The following is a 3,861-nucleotide window of genomic DNA, read 5'->3' on the forward strand; positions in this document are numbered from 1 at the left end:
GGCCTCAACGTCCGGTTCATGCACATCAACGACCGCGCCGTGACGTCCTACCTGGTCAGCGCCTACCACTCCGCCGCCGTCCTGGTCCCGGACGCGCTCGGCGTGCTGGACGACGTCGAGGTGGGCCGCTCATGACGACCATGGACTCCCGGACCGTCGCCCGTCCCCTCGCCGACGTTCTCGCCTGGAGCAAGAGCCTGGTCGACCCGGCACTGCGCGCCGCGGCCGAACGGCTGCCCGACGCGATGCGGCGGATCGCCGGCTACCACTTCGGCTGGGAAGACGCCCACGGCGCGACGTCGTCCGCGGACGGCGGCAAGGCACTGCGGCCGGCGCTCGTCCTGCTGTGCGCGGAAGCCGCGGGCGGCGACCCCGCGGACGCCGTGCCCGGCGCCGTCGCGGTCGAACTCGTGCACAACTTCTCGCTGCTGCACGACGACGTCATGGACGGCGACACCACCCGGCGGCACCGGCCGACGGCGTGGACGGTGTTCGGCACCGGGCCCGCGGTGCTCGCCGGGGACGCGCTGCTGAGCGTGGCGTTCGAACAGCTGGCGCCCGACAGCGCGAAACTGCTGTCCCAGGGAGTGCTCGACCTGCTGGAAGGTCAGGCGGCCGACGTCGACTTCGAGCAGCGCGACGACGTCACGCCGGCGGAGTGCGTCCGGATGGCCGGCGGCAAGACGGCGGCCCTGATCGGCGCGTCCTGCGAGCTGGGCGCGCAGCTCGGCGGCCGGCCCGCGGCGGTGCCGCGGTTCGGTGAGTTCGGCCGGGCGATCGGGCTGGCGTTCCAGCACGTCGACGACCTGCTCGGGATCTGGGGCGACCCCGCCGAGACGGGCAAGCCGGTGTACTCGGACCTGCAGAACCGCAAGAAGTCGCTTCCGGTGGTGACGGCGCTGTCGTCCGGCACGGCGGCGGGCGCGGAGCTGGCGGCGCTGTACTCGGGCACCGACCCGCTCGACGACATCGAGCTGGCCCTCGCGGCCACGCTCGTCGACGAGGCCGGCGGCCGCCAGTGGAGCCAGGCCCAGGCGTCGGCGCTGGTGGCGAAGGGACTGCGCGAGCTGGCGGCGGTGAACCCGGTCCCCCGCCCGGCGGCCGAACTGGCGTCCCTGGCCCGCCTGATCACCACCCGCACCCACTGAACCCGCAACTCGCGTGATCAGAGGGGCATCGGGCGTGTCTGGAGGGGCATCACGCGTGATTGGCGGGGCATCGCCGTGATGCCCCCTCAATCACGCGTGATGCCTTCCTGATCACGGGTGATGCCCCCTACTTGCCGGGGCGGGTGAGGCCGTCTTTGTCCGCTTCGAGGCTCAGGATGTTCTTGTCCGTGTCGGACAAGGCCTTGGCGACCTGCGCCGACGCCGGTGATGTCGACAAGTCGAGAAGGCGGATCGGGGCGTCCAGCTTGATGTACGTCGGGATGTACTCGGCCTTGTCGACCTTCCAGCGGTCGCCGTCGCGGACGAAGCGGAAGCGGGCCGCCGCGCCTTCCTCCGTGTCGCCGCGCGGTTCGGAGTGGCGGGCGACGCTGTTGCCGAGCCCGTAGGCGACCCACTTTTCGCCGATCTTCTCGAACGGCTGGACCACGTGCGCGTGGTGGCCGATGATCAGGTCGATGTCGTCCGACGCCAGGAGCTTCTTGGCCTGCGACCGCTGTTCGGCCGTCGGGTCGTGCTGGTACTCGACACCCCAGTGCAGGCTGGCGATCACGACCTGCGCCCCGGCCGCGCGCGCCTTGCGAGCCGACGCCAGGACGTCGTCGACGTCGATCTGGTTGGCCAGCCACGGTTTCCCGGCCGGCACCTTGATGCCGTTGAACCCGAAGGCGTACGACACCTGCGCGACCTTCACGCCGTGGACGTCGAGGACCAGCGGTTTCGCCGCTTCCGCGGCCGACCGCGCCGAGCCGGTGTGCTTGATGCCCGTGGCGTCGAGCTTGTCCAGAGTCCGCTTCACGCCGTCGGCGCCCTGGTCGATCGTGTGGTTGGACGACGTCGAGCAGGTGTCGTAGCCGGTGTCCTTGAGCGCGTCCGCGATCTCCGGCGGCGCGCTGAACGACGGGTAGCCGCTGTACGGCCCGCCTTCCGGCGCGAGCGGCGTCTCGAGGTGGCAGATCCCGAGGTCGGCGCCCGAGATCAGCGGCTTGATCCCGGCGAGCAGCGGCCGGTAGTCGATCTTGTCACCGCCGTCGGCCTCGGCCTGCTCGGTCAGTGCCGGATGAATGAGGACGTCGCCGGTCGCGACGACGCTGAACGAGCCGTCCGGGGCCGCTTCCGCCGAAGAAGACGCCTCCGGGAACGGCGTCGGCGCCGGACCGGACTGCGGCGGGCTGCTGCACGCGGCCGCCAGAACGGCGACCCCGGCGAGCGCGGCGACGCGGAACTTCGTCATCGGTCCCCCTGCTGCTGTGGTCCGGCCATCCTGCCATCCGGACGAACCCGGCATGTGCCGCCTCCCAGTCAACGGAAACTTCCACCACAGTCGACAACACCGATCAGAACATTCACACAGGACAAAACCGGACAACGCGCAGGACAGAGGCTAAAAAATACGATAAATAGGCTAGGTTCATGCCACGATGCAACTACGGAGAGTAGGTGTCGCTCCGCTAACTGCGGCTTGACGCTCCACGAACGGGTGTTTTGTAATACGAGTCACCCAACGGCGCCCCCACGCGCCACTCGAACTCCGGCCTCCTTGGGAGCAACGATGTCCCCACACTCGCACAGGTTCCGTACCTGGAGCGTTGTTGGTTGTTGTTTGATTTCCGGTGCCTTGATGGCTTCGTGCTCGTCCGGCAAAGACACCGCCGCCCCGCAGCAGTCGGCGCCCGCCAACGGCAAGATCACCCTCTACTACCTGCAGAAACAGGGTGACCAGCAGTACTTCGTCGAGCAGGCGCAGGGGGCGCAGGAGAAAGCGAAGGAGCTCGGCGTCGAGCTCAAGGTCGTCAACCTCGGCCAGGACGCCAACAAGGCGATCACCGAGCTGGACGCCGCGGTCGCGCAGGGCGCGAACGGCGTCGCCATCGTCGTCCCCGACCAGGCCATCGGCCCGCAGGTGATCGACAAGGCCAAGAGCGCGGGCATCCCGATCATCGCCTCCGACGACGTCATCAAGGACGGCACCGGCGCGAAGGCCCCGTTCGTCGGCTTCAACGGCAGCCAGATGGGCGACTCGGTCGGCACCGAGGCCGGGAAGCTGTTCAAGGCCGCCGGCTGGACCGCCGCCGACACGAAGATCATCAGCGCGTACAAGCAGGACCTCTCCGTCTGCACCGACCGCGTCAACGCCGCCAAGTCCGCGTTCGCGAAGGCCGGCGACCCCGGCGTCCAGGTGATCGACGTCGGCACGGACAACTCGCCGGTCGACGCGCAGAACCGCTCGGGCGCGGTGATCGGCTCCAACCCGGGGGTCAAGCACTGGGTCGTCTGGGGCTGCAACGACGAGAACGAGACCGGCGTCGTGACCGCGCTGGCCAACTCCGGCGTCGCGGCGAACAACATCATCGGCGTCGGGCTCGGCGCCTACCTGGACTGCAAGGACTGGGCGGCCGGCAAGGACACCGGCAACAAGTCCGCGCTCTACATCTCCGGCGCCGAGGTCGGCCGCTCGGCGATCCAGGTGCTGGTGGACAAGGTGAAGAACGGCAAGGAGCTGCCCGCGGAGACGATCGCGAAGACCACGATCGTCAACAAGGACAACTACAAGCAGGCCGGCGTCAACTGCACCTGACCGATCCCGTCGTGGGGGGGTTTTTGTTTTGTCCCCCCCACAAAAAACCACCACACCCCACCTGCAGAGAAACCCGCCCCCACCCCCTCCCCCCCCCCCCCTCCCCAAAAACCAGCA

At 69.1% G+C, this 3,861-nt stretch carries 4 protein-coding genes; 3 read left to right on the forward strand and 1 reads right to left on the reverse strand.

Translation table 11 applies throughout. The features are described from left to right. Together ACZ4TR_RS32790 and ACZ4TR_RS32795 are read left to right on the forward strand one after the other, a co-directional pair. Nucleotides 1–135, forward strand: a 135-nt coding sequence (locus ACZ4TR_RS32790) for a hypothetical protein (RefSeq protein ID WP_465291992.1), incomplete at its 5' end; no start/stop codon positions are given. Then, nucleotides 132–1,148, forward strand: coding sequence for a polyprenyl synthetase family protein (locus ACZ4TR_RS32795; RefSeq protein WP_465291479.1), 1,017 nt, complete (start codon nt 132–134; stop codon nt 1,146–1,148). The genes ACZ4TR_RS32790 and ACZ4TR_RS32795, both read left to right, overlap by 4 nt. A 127-nt stretch (nt 1,149–1,275) precedes the next feature. Here ACZ4TR_RS32795 and ACZ4TR_RS32800 read toward each other — a convergent pair whose 3' ends face one another. Continuing rightward, nucleotides 1,276–2,400, reverse strand: a complete 1,125-nt coding sequence (locus ACZ4TR_RS32800) for a CapA family protein (protein WP_465291481.1) — start codon at nt 2,398–2,400, stop codon at nt 1,276–1,278. A 369-nt stretch (nt 2,401–2,769) separates the two neighbouring features. Here ACZ4TR_RS32800 and ACZ4TR_RS32805 point away from each other — a divergent pair, with 369 nt between their 5' ends. Then, nucleotides 2,770–3,744, forward strand: a complete 975-nt coding sequence (locus tag ACZ4TR_RS32805; protein WP_465291483.1) for a substrate-binding domain-containing protein — start codon at nt 2,770–2,772, stop codon at nt 3,742–3,744. Nucleotides 3,745–3,861: the final 117 nt, after the last annotated feature.

The sequence above is a fragment of the Amycolatopsis sp. NPDC028719 genome (genome assembly GCF_055565395.1).

Coding starts and splice junctions, on each gene's coding strand:
- ACZ4TR_RS32795 (WP_465291479.1), top strand. CDS start 132: ATGACGACCATGGACTCCCGGACCGTCGCCCGTCCCCTCGCCGACGTT.
- ACZ4TR_RS32800 (WP_465291481.1), bottom strand. CDS start 2,400: ATGACGAAGTTCCGCGTCGCCGCGCTCGCCGGGGTCGCCGTTCTGGCG.